Source organism: Burkholderia singularis, assembly GCF_001718875.1.
Taxonomy (GTDB): domain Bacteria; phylum Pseudomonadota; class Gammaproteobacteria; order Burkholderiales; family Burkholderiaceae; genus Burkholderia; species Burkholderia singularis.
Map to the genome: position 1 here is coordinate 1052701 of NZ_CP013449.1, position 15471 is coordinate 1068171.

A 15471-nucleotide genomic window follows, 5' to 3' on the forward strand; every position below is an offset into this window, starting at 1 on the left:
CGCAAGAACGCGGGAAAGACCCGAATACCATGCGCCGAGCAGCAAGCGCAACGCCGCGAAAGCGCGCAAAGCCGAAAGCGGCCAACCGGGCGTTCGCGTGCGCGGCGCCGCCCGGCTGCCGCGCCGGTTACATCATTTTGCCGCGCGAGCGTTCCGCGCGCGCCGCGTCGGCCGCCGATTCGACCTTCTTCACTTCCTCGGGCGGCGGCAACACAGCCTTGAAGCCCATCGATTCGATCCACATCTCGCGCGCCCAGCCGCGGGTGTGATACAGGTGATGATCCTCGTCCGCTTCCACTTCGTCGTGCGCAGCCTTCAGCACCTTCGCCGCGTCGCTGTCGGGCAACTGGTTCGCCGCATAGCCGATCAGCTCCCAGTTCAGATGGTCCTTGGTTTCGGCGAGCACCACGCACTCGGCCGCGACCACCTGCGCGACGGCCGGATCGGCGTGCTTTTTCGCGTGCTCGATCACTTCGACCAGCGATTCGCCGGTCATCGCCACCGCGCTGCGCCCTGGCGACTGCGCATCCGGATCGAGGCCGAGCTTTTCGAAAACGCCGCGCAGCACCTGCTGATGATGCAAGGTTTCGCGGTGATACTTTTCCCATTCGTTGTGCAGATCCTCGTCGGTCGCGCACTGGAGCGCGGCCTCGTAGACCTTCGCGCCGCCAAGCTCGGTCTCGTAAGCTTGGCAGAGCAGTTCGACGATGCCTTCGTGCTTCGATTGGCGTTGGGCCATGGCTGCTTCTCCGAAAAAGCGGGCCGCGTATGCGGCCCAGGGGTTGAACCGGGCGCGCGTCACGGCGCGCCCACCTTGCGCTGAAGCGCTTGCGCCATGCTCAGGTGATGCTCGAGCGTCGGCAGCATGGATGTCGCGAATGCGCGCAATGGCGCACGCCGGCCGTTGCGCGCCTCGCCTTCGAACAGCGCGATCGCCTTGCGATGCGCGCCGGGGCCGGCCGCCGCGAGATAGGCGACGTCGAAGTCGTGCCCCGCTTTGCCACGCAGCGCGTCGACGTCCGGGTCCGAGATCTGTTCGACCTGCGGTTTCATGCGTTGGCGCGCCGCAATCTCGTTGAGCCTGGCGTTCGCTTTGCCGTGATCGGCGAGCATGCGCTTGGCGAACGCGCGCACGTCGGCCGACTGCGCCTGCTTCAGCGCAAGCTGGCTCGCCTGCACCTCGGCCTTGCCGGCGATCGCGGCCTGGTTGACGAATTGCGCGTCGTCGTGCACCGCCTGCGCGGCGTCCGAACCGCCGGCTGCGACGCCCGGCGACGATTTGCCCAGGCCGCCCGGCACCTGCGAATTCGACGCGGGCGGCTCGCTCGGCATCTGCGCGCGGGCTGCGCCCGCTGCGCTCAGCACCGTTGCGGCCAGCGCCGCGAGTGTCCAGTGGCGTTGTTTCATGCGCGTTCTCCTTGCTTGGGTCAATAGCCGCCATCGCTGTCCAATGGCTGCCCCCTGACCGTCAACCGCCGACGATCGAGCCGCCGTTCGGATGCAATGTCTGCCCCGTCATGTAGCTCGCGCCTTCGGAGGCGAGCAGCACGTAACAGCCGATCAGCTCGTCTGGCTGCCCCGGCCGCTTGAGCGGCACGTTCGAGCCAAATTCCGATACCTGCTCGGCGGTGAAGGTCGACGGGATCAGCGGCGTCCAGATCGGGCCCGGCGCCACCGCGTTTACGCGGATGTCGCGCTCGGCCAGCTCGGTCGACAGCGAGCGCGTGAACGCAACGATCGCGCCCTTCGTCGCCGAGTAGTCGGGCAGCTTCGGGTTGCCGTGATACGCCGTCACCGACGCGGTGTTGACGATGCGCGCGCCCGCCTTCATGTGCGCGAGCGCCGCCTGCGTGCAGAAGAACATGCCGTACACGTTGGTGCGGAACGTCCGTTCGAGCTGCGCTTCGGTCACGTCTTCGATGCGCGGCTGCGGATGCTGCTCGCCCGCGTTGTTCACGAGCACGTCCAAACCGCCCAGCCGTTCGACCGTGCGCGCGACGGCGTCGCGCACCTGCTGGCGATCGCCGATGTCGCATGCGATCGCCTCGCACCGCCGCCCGGCCTGCTCGATCAGCTTTTTCGTGTGCGCGGCATCGTCCGATTCGTTCAGATAGAGGATCGCGACGTCCGCGCCTTCCTTCGCAAAACCGATCGCGACCGCGCGGCCGATCCCGCTGTCGCCGCCCGTCACGAGCGCGACCTTGCCGGCAAGCTTGCCGCTGCCGGTGTAGTCGGCCGCTTCGTCATGCGGCTTCGGATGCATGTCCCGCTCGGCGCCCGGCTGATGCGTCTGCTTTTGGGGCGGCAGGGTTTTTGCCGTGGTCATGGGGTTCCTCCTTGAACGGAACAGGTGGGAAAACCGCGTCGAATGCACTGTCGCAAACGGCGTGCCGCGCGCGTCGCCCCGAGCGGCGCCCGGTTGCGGGGGCTGCCGCGCGACGCGTGCGCCCGCGCCGCGCTCAACGCGGGCCGCGCTGGCCGCGCGTCGCGGCGCCGCCGGGCCGGCGCACCGGGTCGAAGTCGCGCCATTCGCCGTCCTGCCACTCGCCTTCGACACACTCGATCGACAGCGCGCCGCTCGCGCGCAGCACGTCCTCCGCGGCCGCGGCCGTGGCCGGCGTCACGCGCGCGGCGAGGATCACGCCGGTTTCGCTCTTCTCAAGCATGCCCTTGCCTTCGGAGCGCTCGCCGCGCATCCGGCCGAGCGCGCCGCCGAACGCGCCGAGATACGCACCGGCGAGCGCACCGGCGGCCGGCACGAACCAGTAGCGCAGACCGAGCGCATAGACGCTCATCCCGGCAATGACGCCGATCAGCAGCCCGCGCAGCGCGCCGAGCACCGCACCGCGCCCGCCGGGCTTGGCCGCCGTGTCGGCGTACACGTCGCCGCCGATCGGAAAGCGCGCATGCTGGCCGCCGGGGTTCAGGAAAAAGATCGACACGTCCTGCGGGCCGAATGCGCGCTCGTAAAGGTGGCGCGCCCCGCCTTCGGCCTCGTCGAACGTCGTGAAACGGCCTGTGACGATCATCGCCATGCTCATGCTCCTCGTGACGGTCGTGCGCCGCGCGCGGCACGGCGCACGCGGCCGTCACATCAGCCGCCCGAGTTCCTTCGACACCGACGCTGGCGTGGCGTATTCGCGATCGGGAATCTGCTCGAGCATCTCCAGCACGCCGCGATCCGCATGCGAACGCCGCGCGCACTGCACGACGTCCGCCTTGCTCGCTGGATAGTCCATTCCCTTGAGCGCCTTTTGCACGTCGACGGGGCTCGGCGGCTTGCCGTGCCCGGTCTGGTGGCCGCCCTTGTCGTGGTCCTGCTGCGTGCGCTCGCCTTCGTGCGCGCGCGCGTGGCTGTGTTCGTGGCCGGTATGTTGTCGCGATGTCATGGAATCCTCCTTCGGAAATAAACGGAAAACAGGCGCGCGCGGGCGCCGTTACGTCGGCGCGCGCCGCGAACGTGCACGCGCCGCGACCATCAGCGCCGCCGCGCCCAACGCGAGCGCGCCCGCGATCTTCGGCCGCTGCACCACCGCGTTGTACGCGCAGCCGCGCAACACCGGCCCGTCCATCCCTTCGCGCTCGTGCAGCGCGCGGCGCGATTCGTACAGCGCGTTGTCGTCGCGCGGGCGGGCCGGCCGCTGCGTGCGCTGCCCGCGCGAAAACAGCGCGGCCGCGACGCGATCGAACAGGTGCGGCGCGTGATAGGCGCTCGCCGACGTGAATTTCGCAGCGCCGCCGACGAACAGCGTGCGCCGCGCATGCGCGGCCGCGTACAGGATCGCGTCGGCCACGAGCGCCGGGTCGTAGACCGGCGGCGGCAGTTTCGCTTCGACGTTCATGTAGTTCTTCGCGTGCATCACGAACATCGTGTCGATCGCGGCCGGCTTGATCAGCGTGACGGACACCGGCAGACGGTCGGCCTCCAGCTCGAGCCGCAGCGAATCGGTGAAGCCTTTCACCGCGTGCTTCGATGCCACATAGGCGCTTTGCAGCGGCAGGGGCGCGTCGGACGCCTCGCTGCCCATGTTGATGATCGCGCCGCCGCGCAAATTGCTGTCGCGCCGGAAATGGTCCGATGCGACGAGCGAGCCGTGCACGACGCCCCAGAAATTGGTTTCGAACAGCCGGCGTTGATCCTCGAGCGGCACCGCCGCCGCCGGGCCGAAGATCGACACGCCCGCGTTGTTGACCCACGTATCGAAGCCGCCGTAGGTCTGCACCGCCTGGGCGGCCGCGCGCTGCACGTCATCGAGATTGCCGACGTCGCCGGCCACCGGCACCGCGACGCCGCCGTGCTGGCGGATTTCGTCGCACAGCGCGTTCAGCGCGTCGCCGTTGCGCGCGAACAGCACCAGCTTCGCGCCGCGCCGGGCAGCCTTGCGCGCGGTCACGAGGCCGATGCCGCTCGTGGCGCCGGTGATCACGATCGTCTGCTCGCCGACCGGTTTGAGCATGCACTTCATCACTGAACTCCTTTGGCTGCGCCGAGGTTATTTGGGCCGGATGGTCAACTGGTCGCGCACGTCTTGTACGCCGTCGATCTTCCTGACGATGTCGACCGCCTGCGTGCGCTGCTGCTCGTGCGGCACGCTGCCCGTCAGCGTCACGACGCCGTGGCGCGTCTTCACATGGATATCGCCGGCCGACAGGTCGCTCGCGCCGGCCAGTTCGGCCTTCGCCTTGGCCGTGATGGCGGTGTCGCGGATCGCGGCGCCGGTCGACGAACCGGACGCCGATGATGCCGCCGCCGCGTCGTTGCCGGCGGCGAGCACGTTCGGCGCGGCTACCGTACACACCGCCGCCGCGGCGAGTGCGAGCGCCATGCCGGCGCGCGCGGCGCGCGGACGGCGAAATCGTGGAAAGCGCGGGAAGCGGGCTTGCAGCGGAAATACCTTCATCGTGACCTCCTTTCGTGTGTCGATTCGAAGCCGGCATGGCCGGCGATGTCATCCGCTCGGCGCAAGCCGCGTGCCGCGCGCGGTGCGCGGCACCAGCGTCGCGCGGCGCGATAAGACGCCCTTTCATCCAACGCGTTGTAAATTTTTCGGCGCATCGGCACGCCGTTTTCCCCGCCGCGCGCCAGGCATGCGAATTGCCGACGACACCCGTAACGGGGCCCATCGGCGCGGCCCCGACATCGGGAGCGACACCATGCAAAGAATCGCGTTGATCAGTGAACATGCGTCGCCGCTGGGGGTGATCGGCGGCGTCGACGCAGGCGGCCAGAACATCTATGTCGCGAACGTCGCGAAGCAGTTGGCCGAGCGCGGCCTCGACGTCGACGTCTACACGCGTTGCGACAACGCGCACCTGCCCGAAGTCGTGCAGATCGGCCCGCGCATGCGCGTGATCCACGTTCCGGCCGGCCCGCCCGCCGATGTGCCGAAGGAACGGCTGCTGCCGTATATGGGCGTATTCGCGGACTACATGATCGCGCGGATGCGGCGCGAGCCCGATCCGGTCGACGTGATGCACGCGAATTTCTTCATGTCCGGCGAGGCCGGGCTGCGGGTGAAGAAACGCGTGGGCATTCCGCTCGTCATGACGTTCCATGCGCTCGGCCGCGTGCGCCGGCTGCACCAGGGCGCGGCCGACGGCTTTCCGGACGAACGCTTCGCGATCGAGGACACGCTCGCGCGCCGCTGCGACCGGCTGATCGCCGAATGCCCGCAGGACGCGCTCGATCTGACGACGCATTACCGCGCCGACGCCGCGCGCATCGACATCGTGCCGTGCGGGTTCGACGCGCGCGAATTCCGGCCGGTGCCGCGCGCCGACGCGCGTGCGCGGCTCGGCTGGCCCCAGGATGCGTTCATCGTACTGCAGCTCGGCCGCCTCGTGCCGCGCAAGGGAATCGACAACGTGATCGACGCGCTCGCGCGGATGCCGCGCGAGCCGCGGCGGCCGGCGCGGCTCTATATCGTCGGCGGCAGCCAGGCCACGCCCGATCCGTCACGCGATCCGGAACTCGCGCGGCTCGCCGCGCGCGCTGGCGAGGCGGGCGTCGCGGATCGCGTGAGCTTCGTTGGCCGGCGCGAGCGCGACGCGCTGCATCTGTACTACAGCGCGGCCGACGTGTTCGTGACCACGCCGTGGTACGAGCCGTTCGGCATCACGCCGGTCGAGGCGATGGCGTGCGCGACGGCGGTGATCGGCAGCGACGTCGGCGGCATCCGCACGACGGTCGACCACGGCGTGACCGGCTACCTGGTGCCGCCGCGCGAGCCGGCGGCGCTCGCCGCGCGGCTCGCGCAACTGCGCGCGCAGCCTGGGCTGTGCGAAGCGCTCGGCCGCGCGGGCTACCTGCGCGCGCACCGCTTCTACACGTGGCGCGGCGTCGCCGATCGCCTCGTCGCCATTTATCGCGACGTCGCGCACCCGCAGCGCGGCGGCGCCGCGGCCGGCACGGGACGGCGCACGCCTGTCGCGCTCACGCACGACGTGCTCGCCCACCGCAAGGAGAATGCATGATGAGGGGCTACGATTGCAAACGAGTGCTCGTCACCGGCGGCGCCGGGTTTCTGGGTTCGCATCTGTGCGAGCGCCTCGTGAGTTCCGGCCACGACGTGCTGTGCGCCGACAATTTCTATACGGGCACGAAGGACAACATCGCGCATTTGCTCGATGCGCCGAATTTCGAGCTGATGCGGCACGACGTGACGTTTCCGCTGTACGTCGAGGTCGACGAGATTTACAACCTCGCGTGCCCCGCGTCGCCGCTGCACTACCAGCGCAACCCGGTGCAGACGACCAAGACCAGCGTGCACGGCGCGATCAATTTGCTCGGCCTGGCCAAGCGCGTGAACGCGCGCATCCTGCAGGCGTCGACGAGCGAGGTGTACGGCAACCCGGACGTTCATCCGCAGGACGAGCGCTACTGCGGGCGAGTGAACCCGATCGGCGTGCGCGCCTGCTACGACGAAGGCAAGCGCTGCGCGGAAACGCTGTTCATGGACTATCACCGCCAGTACGGCGTCGACGTGCGGATCGCACGGATTTTCAATACGTATGGGCCGCGCATGCATCCGGCCGACGGCCGCGTCGTATCGAACTTCATCACGCAGGCGCTCGCCGGCGAGCCGCTGACCGTGTACGGCGACGGCAAGCAGACGCGTTCGTTCTGCTATGTCGACGACATGGTCGACGCGCTGATCCGGCTGATGGACGAGCCAGGCGATGCGTGCGAGCCGGTGAATCTCGGCAGCGACGACGAAATCGCGATGATCGACGTCGCGCGCGAAGTGGTGCGAATCGTCGGCGCGACGGTCGCCATCGAGTTCCGGCCGCTGCCGAGCGACGATCCGCGTCAGCGCCGGCCCGATCTCGAAGCCGCGCGCCGGCGCCTCGGCTGGCGCGCGTCGACGCCGCTCGCCAGCGGCCTCGCGCATACCGCGCGCTATTTCATCCATCGGCAGGCGGAGCATCATGCGCCGGGCGATCTGGTGCGCAGCACGCAGATCGCATCGCACATGCTCGCGCAAATCGGCGCGCCGAACCGGACGAAGGCGGCGACATGACGCGACGGCCGCGCAGTATGCGCCCCGGTGCGCCGGCGGAACGAGAGGCCGGTCATCGGCGCGCGCTCATGCCGCACGCGCAGCGCGGGCCGGCCGGCACGCAACGCGAACCGGCAATGCCGGCAGGCGGTGCGCTGCCGGCATTGCCGGTTCGCCCGCCCATCGAAAGGACCTTCACGAGATGACCGATTCGACACGCCGGCTCATCTCCTCCCCTCATCGGGATCAACCCGGAACAGACTGGCGGCTCGAATGCACGGGCACATCCGCGTAACGCCCGCGCGCGTCGCGCTGCCGCCCGGCGAGCCGCGCATGACCGCGATCGTGCTGACTTACCGGCGCACGGCGGAACTCGCGCGCACGCTATCGCGGCTTGCCGAGCTGCCCGATCGCCCGGCGGTCGTCGTGGTCGACAACGCATCGGACGACGGCACCGCCTCGCTCGTGCGCCGCCGCTTTCCACACGTGGCGCTGGTGCATGCGCCAGCCAATCTCGGGGCGGCCGGACGCAATCTTGGCGCGGCACTCGCGCGCACGCGGCACATTGCGTTCTGCGACGACGACACCTGGTGGGCGCCCGGCTCGCTGACCGAAGCCGCGAACCTGCTCGATGCGTATCCGCAGGTCGCGGCCGTCACCGCGCGCGTGCTGGTCGGCCCGGAGCGCCGAGAAGATCCCACCTGCCGGCTGATGGCCGACAGTCCGCTCGATGCGGGCGTCGCGCTGCCTGGCCGCCCGATTCTGGGACTGCTGGCCGGCGCGAGCGCATTCCGGCGCGATGCGTTCGTGAACGCGGGCGGCTACCACCCCCGCTATTTTCTCGGCGGCGAGGAAGCGCTGCTCGCGCTCGACCTGTGCCGCACGGGCGCGTGGCTGGTGTATGCGCCGCATCTGACCGTTCATCATTACCCGTCGGCGCAGCGCGACATGCGCACGCGCGCGAGCGTGTCCGCCCGCAACGCGCTATGGACCGCGTGGCTCAGATGGCCGGCCAGTGCCGCGCTTGCGCATACGGCGCGCATGCTGCCGCATCTATGGCGCGAGCACGGCGTCGCCGATGCGCTTGCCGGGCTGCCGTGGATTTTGCGCGAGCGGCACGTGATTCCGCCTCATGTCGAGCGCATGCGCCGCCGGCTCGACGACGACGCGCGACGCCGCGCACGCACGCCGCCGCACGCCTAAATGCGGCCGGCGCGGCAGCGTCGCGCACGGCGTATGGCGTATCAAACATCGGCTCTTCGCGCGAGGTTCCCGGTCCGGTCGCACCCGTCGTGCAAACCAGTTGCCGGCAACCTTCAGACCGGCTGTCTGAGCCCTTCGGCCGCCTGTGCATTCACGTCGCCGCATTGCGTGCATGCCGAGTATCCGCCGCTGCTCCGCCGCCGGTGGCGGCGGCACGCGAACAGCGGGCGAATCGGCTGGCGAATCGGCGGCCGCAGGCCATTCAGCGCGTTGCCCCGATACGCATCGGCGCATCACGCAAGCATGCGCAGCCGCTTACGTGACGTGACTTCCGTGCTGCGCGAGCAGCTCGCCCGCCCGTTGCATCACGTCGCCGACGCCGATCGCCGTCGCGCACTCGTGCCCATATGGGCACGCGTCGAACATGCACGGCCGGCAGGCCGGATAGTTCGCGAGCACGCGATGGCGTTCGGCGTCGAGCGGCGCCCAGCGGCCCGTGTCGCTGCCGCATGCGACGACGATGCTCGGCGTGCCGAGCGCCGCCGCGACGTGCGATACGCCCGTGTCGTTGCACAGCAGCAGCCGCGCGCGGCCGATCAGCGCGGCGAGCGCGCCGAGCGGCGTGCGAGCGCACAGGTTCACGCACGGCCGTCCGAGACGCTCGGCCAGCGCGTCGGCCAGCGCGAGTTCGGCGCGCGTGCCGGTCAGCACGATCTGCCAGCCGTCATCCGCAAGCTGCCGAGCGACGCTCGCGAAGCGTTCCAGCGGCCAGCGTCGCGACGCCATCCGCGCGCCCGGATGGACGATCACGTAGCGGCCCGGATCGAGCGCGTGCTCGTCGCAGAGCACGTGCCACAACGCATAGTCGAGGCCGCCGAGCGGGAATTCGAGGTAATCGCCCCAGTCCGGATAACCGAGCTTGCGCATCAACGTCAGATAGCGCGTGACCTCGGGCTCGCCGTCGCGCCACGGCAGCGTGCAATCGAGCGCGGCCGTGCCGCCGCCGGACGGCACGAAACCGGCCGTGCGCGCCGCGCCGAGCGACGCGACGATCGCGTTGGTCTGCGCGCCGCTGCCGTGCAGCTGGATCGCGAGATCGAAGTTGCGCGCGCGGCACTCGGCGACGAACGCCTCGCGCGCGGCCGCGTCGGCTTCGGGCTGCTCGGCGAGGCCCGGCGCGCCGGGAAACGCGATGAAGTGGTCGATGTAGCCGGAAAAACGCGAAACGAATTCGCGCGCCCACGGCAGCCCGATCAGCGTGATGCGCGCATCCGGCTCGCCGCGCCGCAGCGCGCGCAACGCGGGCACCGCGCACAGCATGTCGCCGAGTTGCAGCGCGCGGAACACCGCGATGCGCAGCGGTCCGGATGAGGACGAGACGGAATCGATTGTCATAGGAACAGGACCCGGAAATGGAGCGCGCCACGCACGCGCCAGTAGAGCGACACCGGCGGAATCGCGATCGACGTGACGATCATCTCGGCGATATGCGACGGCGTAAGCCGCGTGCCGCGCAGGCGCGTCACGCAGAACGCGGCCGTGATCGCCGCCCAGACGGCCGCGCACACAAGGCCCGGCAAGCGCCACGCGGCCGCGAAACATACGATCGCGCCAAGCGCGGCGAGCACCGCCGCGTAGTAATGCCACGGCGGCGCCGGCCGAATGTGGCGCCGATAGATCGCGCGATGCTTCTTGTACAGCAGCGCGTCGAAATAGACCTTCGACTGCTGGCCGATGCTCGCTCCCCAGCGGGCGGCGCGCACCGGATGCACGATCCGCGCATTGCCGGCCTCGACGATCGGCCCGGCATACTCGCGCAGCGCGAACATCAGGTCGGCATCCTCGCGCCACGCGCGTGTGAAGCGCTCGTCGAAACCGCCGACGCGCTCGAGCGCCGCGCGCCGCACGAAGCAGTTCGCGGTGGCGAACTCCGCGTGCGCGAGGCCCGCCGCGTCGCGTTCGTAGTCGGTCGGACGCGCGCGCAACGGCACGTCGATACGACCGGCCGCGGCCGCCGCGGCCGGTTCGGCCGCGAGCGCCGCCGTGCCGTGCTTAAGCCAGGCCGGATCGGGGATCGTGTCGTCGTCGGTGAAGGCGATCAGCGCGCCGCGCGCACTGCGCCAGCCGACGTTGCGCGCACCGGCCGGCCCCCGCGTAGCGGGCGCGCTCAGGTAGCGGATCGCCGGCGCGCCGGCCGCGCGCGCGCAATGGGCGCGACAGGCATCGACCACGGCTCTCGCGCTGCCGGCACGATCGTCGTCGACGACGACGATCTCATACGCCGCGGGATCGAACGCCTGCGCGCACAGCGCGCCGAGGCAGCGCGCGAGCAGATCGGGCCGCCGATAGGTCGGCACGACCACCGACACCATCGGCGGCCATTGCGTGTCGCGCATATTCATCTCGGTTTCTCCAGCAGAAACGAACCGATCACGAGCGCATCGAGCGGCGACGTCCAGAAGCATTCGAGCGCATCGCGCGGCGAACAGACGATCGGCTCGCCGCGTGTGTTGAACGACGTATTGACGAGCACCGGCACGCCGGTCAGCGCGTCGAACTCGGACAGCAGCGCGTGCAGCAGCGGATGCTGGTTTTCGTTCACCGTCTGCACGCGTGCGGTGCCGTCGATATGGCGCACCGCCGGAATCGCCGCTTCGGCGCCCGGCGCGACGTCATACACGAACAGCATGAACGGCGCGCGCAGCGGCGTGCGCCGGCCGCCGACAAACCAGTGATGCGCGCGGCTTTCGAGCACGACCGGCGCGACCGGCCGGAAGTCCTCGCGATCCTTGATCCTGTTGAGCTTGCGCTGCATGTCGGGATCGGTCGGCGATGCGAGGATCGAGCGCGCGCCGAGCGCGCGCGGCCCGAACTCCATGCGGCCCTGGAACCAGCCGATCACGCGGTTCGCCGCGAGCAGCGCCGCCGTTTGCGCGGCGACGTCGTCGAGCCGCCGGTACGGCAGCTGCGCTTCGTTCAGAAACGCCTCGATCGCATCGTCGCTGTACGACGGCCCCAAATACGCGTGATCCATCCGCCAGCCGCCGCGCGCGCCGCGGACCTGGAAGTCGGTCCATAGCGCCGCGCCGAGCGCGGTGCCCGCGTCGCCCGCTGCCGGTTGCACCCATACGTCGTCGAACGGGCCGCGATCGCGGATCTTCGCGTTCATCACACAATTCAGCGCGACGCCGCCCGCCATCGCGAGCCGCTGCTCGCCGCTTTGCTCGGCCAGCCAGCCGGCCGCCTGCAGCGCCGTCTCCTCGAGCACGAGTTGCAGCGCGTGCGCGATGTCGCAATGACGCGGCTCGAGCGGGCCGCCGCGTTCGCGCGGCGCGCCGAACAGCGCGCTCAGATCGCCGTCGACGATTTCGTAGCGCCCTTCGCCGCGATAGCGGACCAGCTTGCGCATGTCGTCGGCGAACACCGGCTTGCCATACGACGCGAGCGCCATCACCTTGTACTCGTCGGACGAATGCAGAAAGCCGAGATAGCGCGTCACGCGCTCGTACAGCAGACCGAGCGAATGCGGCAGATTGACTTGGCCGAGCCGCCGGTACGAACGGCCGTCGAACACGCCGTAGCTCGTCGTCGCGCGTTCGCCTCGCCCGTCCATCGTCATCACCGCGCAACGCTCGAACGGCGCCGCGAGAAACGCGCTTGCCTCGTGCGCGAGATGATGCTCGACGAAATGCCAGCGGAACGGCCTGTCGTGCGTGACGCCGCGAAAGCGGCGCTGCAGATGGTGCGGTGCGCCGCCCGCAAGCTGGCGCGGCGCGTTCACGATCGATGCAACGAACAGCGGATGCCACGGCGACGCGCCGTCCGCGCGCGGCGCATGCGCGGACGGCGCGAGCGGCAGCGTCAGCGCGGGTTCGTCGCGGTGACGGCCGAGTTCGAGCCACGGATCATACGAATATGCGACGTGGTCGACGTCCGCGAGCGCGATGCCCGCTTCGGCGAGGCAATAGTCGATCGCGTGATACGGCAATTCCCACGTCGAGAACGGCACCGGCCGTTTCGCGTGCTTGACGTGCGTGAAGCGTTCGTCCTCGGCCGCCGCGATCACGACGCCGTCGCGCACGACGCACGCGGCGCTGTCGTGGAACGCGGCATTGATGCCGAGCGTATGGATCGGTTCGGGCATGCGTCAGCTCCTCGTGATGACGGGCGTAAAGGCCGGCGTGTTCGACGCGCTTGCCGCGAGCGGCTCGCCGCCGTGCGCCGCGGCCCGCGCGGCCGCACGTTGCGCATGACGCGCGCGGCCGCCCAGCAGCGCATGCATGGCATGGACGACGTCGTCCACGCTCACGCCGAGCAGGCACGGATGGCCCGGCTGGTTGCACACGCTGCGATAGCAATTGCGGCACGGCACGTCGGCATTCAGCGCGCGATGCGGCACGCGCCACGGCGTATGCTGCGGGTTGGTCAGCGCATAGAGATCGACGACCGGCGTGCCGAGCGCGGCCGCGAGATGGACGGGGCCGCTGTTGTTCGACAGCAGCAGCTCGGCCGTCTCGATCAGCGCGCCCAGTTCGCCGAGCGACAGCACGCCGGCGAGCGGCAGCGCGCGCGGCCCCACGCGCTCGCATACCGCGTCCACCAGCGCACGCTCGCTGACGCTGCCCGTCACGGCAATGCCGTCGAACCGCGATGCGAGACGTGCGGCTGCATCGCCGAAGCGTTCGGCCGGCCAGCGCCGCGACGCCGCGCTCGCGCCCGGATGCACGACCAGCCAGCGCGCGCGCGCCGGGTCCGGGCGGCCTGGGCTTCCCGCACGCTGCAATGCCCCACGCAGGCGCGCGTGCAGCGCGCGCCGCGCCGCCTCGCCGGGCTCGAACGTCATCCGCCAGTCGGACGTATTCGCGCCGACCGAGCGCACCAGTGCGAGCTGGCGCGCGACCTCGTGGCGCACCCGCGCGTGCGGCTCGGTCTCCGGCACGCGGTCGCTCAACAGTTGATACGGATTCTCGCGGCAATGCGCGAGCCGCAGCGGAATGCCCGCGAGCCAGCACATCATCGCGGCCGGCAGCGGGCTCTGGCTGTATACCGTGAAGATCACGGCCGCGTCGAAACGGCCCGCCTGCAGCTTGTCGATCATGCCGCGATCGGCGGCCGGATCGCCGCACGCATCCTGATGCTTGACCCACGGCGCATCGTATGTCCAGACGTCGTCGACCATCGGCAAATGATCCGCGAGCGCGGCGCCGGTGCGCGAGGTCAGCAGCGTGAGCGCGCGTCCGGCGCCGCTTTCCTTCAGCGCGCGCATCGCGGGCGTCGTCATCAGCACGTCGCCGAGATTGTCGAGCCGCACGCACAGAATGCGCCGCGCACGCTCCCACGCGGCACTCATTGCCGCCTCCACGAACCTTGGCGGCGCGCGGCCTCGCGCACGACGATATCGGCCGCGAGATCAAGACGGCAGGCCACGTAATGCGGCGTGCGCCCGGCGTCGAGCCGCCATTCGGTTTCATTGCCGCAGTCGACGAGTATCGTGTTGCAGTGCGCGGCACGGCCGGCTTCGACGTCGTCGAGGATGTCGCCGATCATCCAACTCCATTCGGCGCGCGCGCCGAGTGTCGCGAGCGCGCGGCGCAGCATGCCGGGACGCGGCTTGCGGCAGAGGCAGTCGCACGTATAGTGCGGCACGTTGCCTGCCGGGTGATGCGGGCAGTAAAAAAAATCCGCCAGCGCCGCGCCGTTTGCTTCGAACAATTCGGCCAAACGCTGGCGGACCGCGCCAAGCTCATTTTCGGTAAAGCGGCCGAGCGCGACGCCCGGCTGGTTCGACACGACCGCAAGCGGCATGCCGGTCGCGCCGAGCGTGCGCAGCGCGCGCGCCGCGCCCGGCGCGACGCGCATGCGCGCGGGATCGACGTTGTACGGCACGTTCTCGAGCAGCGTGCCGTCCTTGTCGAGCAGCACCGCGCCGGAGCACCGGCTTTCGCGGATCACGGCCATGACGTCTCCTTCACCGGCAGCACCATCAGTTCGGGCACGACGGTGCCCGGCGGCTGCGTCAGCACGAAGCGCACGGCCGCCGCGACGTGCTGCGGCGGCTGCAGCGTGTCCTCGTCGATGTCCGGGAAGCGCTCGAGCAGGAACGGCGTGCGCATCCCGCCCGCGACGATCGCCGACACGCACACGCCGGCCGGGCGCAACTCCGCGTGCAGCGCATGCGACAGCCCGAGCAACCCCCACTTCGTCGCGTGATACGCGGATGCATTCGGCCATGCGCGCTTCGATGCAGTCGACGCGATATTGACGATGTGGCCGCCGCCGCGCGCCTTCATGATCGGCACAGCCGCGTGGCACATCAGGTACGGGCCGAACAGGTTCGTCATCATCACCTGCCGCCACGCGTCGGTGCCGATGCCGTCGATCGGCGCGGTTACGTCGATCGCCGCGTTGTTGACGATCACGTCGAGGCTGCCGAGCGCTTCGCGCGCATCGCGCACGAGCTGCGATACCGACACCTCGTCGCGCACGTCGAGCGGCCGTCCGAGCGCCCGGCCGCCGTGCCGCTCGAGACGTTGCGCGAGCGCGGCCGCGCGCGCGCCGTCCAAATCGGCAACGACCACGTGCGCGCCGTGCTGCGCGAGATCCTCGCAGATGGCCTCGCCAAGGCCGCGGCCGCCGCCCGTCACGAGCGCGGTGCGGCCGGCGAGCGGCGCGCGGGCTGGATCGTGAGTCGCGTTCACATGCACCTCCTGTCAGCGTCCAAAGAATCGTGGCGCGAACACTTGTCCCGACAAGTGTTCGTGTACCAGGT

At 70.0% G+C, this 15471-nt stretch carries 16 protein-coding genes; 3 read left to right on the forward strand and 13 right to left on the reverse strand.

Features of this window, described 5'->3' with window-relative positions; all coding sequences use genetic code 11:
• Positions 1 to 127 precede the first annotated feature (127 nt).
• The 7 genes from AQ611_RS20290 to AQ611_RS20320 form a co-directional block, all read right to left on the reverse strand.
• Positions 128 to 739 carry a hypothetical protein gene (locus AQ611_RS20290; protein ID WP_059519714.1) on the reverse strand — a complete coding sequence of 204 codons (612 nt, stop codon included), beginning with the start codon at positions 737 to 739 and terminating at the stop codon, positions 128 to 130.
• Between the two features lie 59 nt (positions 740 to 798).
• Positions 799 to 1407 (reverse strand): DUF4142 domain-containing protein, encoded by a 609-nt coding sequence (locus AQ611_RS20295; RefSeq protein ID WP_059519715.1) that lies wholly within the window; start codon positions 1405 to 1407, stop codon positions 799 to 801.
• Positions 1408 to 1468: 61 nt separating this feature from the next.
• Positions 1469 to 2326, reverse strand: coding sequence for an SDR family oxidoreductase (locus tag AQ611_RS20300; protein ID WP_069235834.1), 858 nt, complete (start codon positions 2324 to 2326; stop codon positions 1469 to 1471).
• A 133-nt stretch (positions 2327 to 2459) separates the two neighbouring features.
• Positions 2460 to 3035 (reverse strand): hypothetical protein, encoded by a 576-nt coding sequence (locus tag AQ611_RS20305; RefSeq protein WP_069235835.1) that lies wholly within the window; start codon positions 3033 to 3035, stop codon positions 2460 to 2462.
• Between the two features lie 54 nt (positions 3036 to 3089).
• Positions 3090 to 3389 (reverse strand): DUF2795 domain-containing protein, encoded by a 300-nt coding sequence (locus AQ611_RS20310; protein ID WP_069235836.1) that lies wholly within the window; start codon positions 3387 to 3389, stop codon positions 3090 to 3092.
• 48 nt (positions 3390 to 3437) lie between these two features.
• The gene (locus tag AQ611_RS20315; protein ID WP_069235837.1) at positions 3438 to 4466 is read right to left on the reverse strand and encodes an SDR family oxidoreductase; all 1029 of its coding nucleotides are present in this window, start codon (positions 4464 to 4466) and stop codon (positions 3438 to 3440) included.
• Between the two features lie 27 nt (positions 4467 to 4493).
• The gene (locus tag AQ611_RS20320) at positions 4494 to 4901 is read right to left on the reverse strand and encodes a BON domain-containing protein (protein WP_069235838.1); all 408 of its coding nucleotides are present in this window, start codon (positions 4899 to 4901) and stop codon (positions 4494 to 4496) included.
• A gap of 253 nt (positions 4902 to 5154) precedes the next feature.
• Here AQ611_RS20320 and AQ611_RS20325 point away from each other — a divergent pair, with 253 nt between their 5' ends.
• The 3 genes from AQ611_RS20325 to AQ611_RS20335 all read left to right on the forward strand — a co-directional run bounded on the left by AQ611_RS20325 (position 5155) and on the right by AQ611_RS20335 (position 8702).
• Entirely contained in the window at positions 5155 to 6474 is a 1320-nt protein-coding gene (locus AQ611_RS20325) for a glycosyltransferase family 4 protein (RefSeq protein ID WP_069236429.1), read from the forward strand.
• Complete coding sequence (locus AQ611_RS20330; protein ID WP_069235839.1) at positions 6474 to 7520, forward strand: UDP-glucuronic acid decarboxylase family protein; 1047 nt, start codon at positions 6474 to 6476, stop codon at positions 7518 to 7520. Before AQ611_RS20325 ends, AQ611_RS20330 begins: the two co-directional genes overlap by 1 nt.
• 252 nt (positions 7521 to 7772) lie before the next feature.
• Positions 7773 to 8702: a glycosyltransferase family 2 protein gene (locus AQ611_RS20335; protein ID WP_069235840.1), complete on the forward strand. Its 930-nt coding sequence runs from the start codon at positions 7773 to 7775 to the stop codon at positions 8700 to 8702.
• A 315-nt stretch (positions 8703 to 9017) separates the two neighbouring features.
• Here AQ611_RS20335 and AQ611_RS20340 read toward each other — a convergent pair whose 3' ends face one another.
• Genes AQ611_RS20340 through AQ611_RS20365 form a run of 6 tightly spaced genes read right to left on the reverse strand, consistent with a single transcriptional unit; the run spans position 9018 to position 15400 of the window.
• The gene (locus AQ611_RS20340; protein ID WP_069235841.1) at positions 9018 to 10097 is read right to left on the reverse strand and encodes a glycosyltransferase family 9 protein; all 1080 of its coding nucleotides are present in this window, start codon (positions 10095 to 10097) and stop codon (positions 9018 to 9020) included.
• Positions 10094 to 11104 (reverse strand): glycosyltransferase family 2 protein, encoded by a 1011-nt coding sequence (locus AQ611_RS20345; protein WP_069235842.1) that lies wholly within the window; start codon positions 11102 to 11104, stop codon positions 10094 to 10096. The genes AQ611_RS20340 and AQ611_RS20345 overlap by 4 nt, the downstream gene beginning before the upstream one ends.
• Positions 11101 to 12846, reverse strand: coding sequence for a carbamoyltransferase family protein (locus AQ611_RS20350; protein WP_069235843.1), 1746 nt, complete (start codon positions 12844 to 12846; stop codon positions 11101 to 11103). The genes AQ611_RS20345 and AQ611_RS20350 overlap by 4 nt, the downstream gene beginning before the upstream one ends.
• Positions 12847 to 12849: 3 nt before the next feature.
• Positions 12850 to 14052, reverse strand: a complete 1203-nt coding sequence (locus AQ611_RS20355; protein ID WP_069235844.1) for a glycosyltransferase family 9 protein — start codon at positions 14050 to 14052, stop codon at positions 12850 to 12852.
• Positions 14049 to 14660, reverse strand: coding sequence for a D-glycero-alpha-D-manno-heptose-1,7-bisphosphate 7-phosphatase (locus tag AQ611_RS20360; RefSeq protein ID WP_059519727.1), 612 nt, complete (start codon positions 14658 to 14660; stop codon positions 14049 to 14051). The genes AQ611_RS20355 and AQ611_RS20360 overlap by 4 nt, the downstream gene beginning before the upstream one ends.
• Positions 14651 to 15400, reverse strand: coding sequence for an SDR family oxidoreductase (locus tag AQ611_RS20365; RefSeq protein WP_059519828.1), 750 nt, complete (start codon positions 15398 to 15400; stop codon positions 14651 to 14653). Before AQ611_RS20365 ends, AQ611_RS20360 begins: the two co-directional genes overlap by 10 nt.
• Between the last annotated feature and the right edge of the window lie 71 nt (positions 15401 to 15471).